Source organism: Olleya sp. 1-3 (genome assembly GCF_002836085.1).
GTDB classification, from domain to species: Bacteria; Bacteroidota; Bacteroidia; order Flavobacteriales; family Flavobacteriaceae; genus Olleya; species Olleya namhaensis.
The window spans coordinates 1-267 of the sequence record NZ_PJBW01000048.1 but is presented as its reverse complement, the minus strand read 5'-3'; the positions used below and the strand labels follow the sequence as shown (position 1 = coordinate 267).

At 40.4% G+C, this 267-nt stretch carries 1 protein-coding gene; it reads right to left on the bottom strand.

From position 1 onward, the window contains the following. Positions 1 to 267 (bottom strand): hypothetical protein (locus CXF54_RS13005; protein WP_198551076.1); only part of this gene is annotated, 267 nt, incomplete at both ends.

The following is a 267-nucleotide window of genomic DNA, read 5'->3' as shown; positions in this document are numbered from 1 at the left end:
TTCCTGTTGAACAAATTGCTTGAACACCTGATAATGTTCCGGCATTTGCTGCTGTAGTTACAGTAACTTCTGTTGTTGCTGTGTCATCTGCGCAACCTCCCGTTCCTGTTATTGTATAAGTGATTATTGTTGTTCCAACTGAAACTCCTGTTACAACTCCTGATGCTGAATCTACTGTTGCTACTGCTGGTACTGAACTGGTATAAATACCGCCAGTATCACCATCACTACTTATTGTTGTACTTCCTGTTGAACAAATTGCTTGAA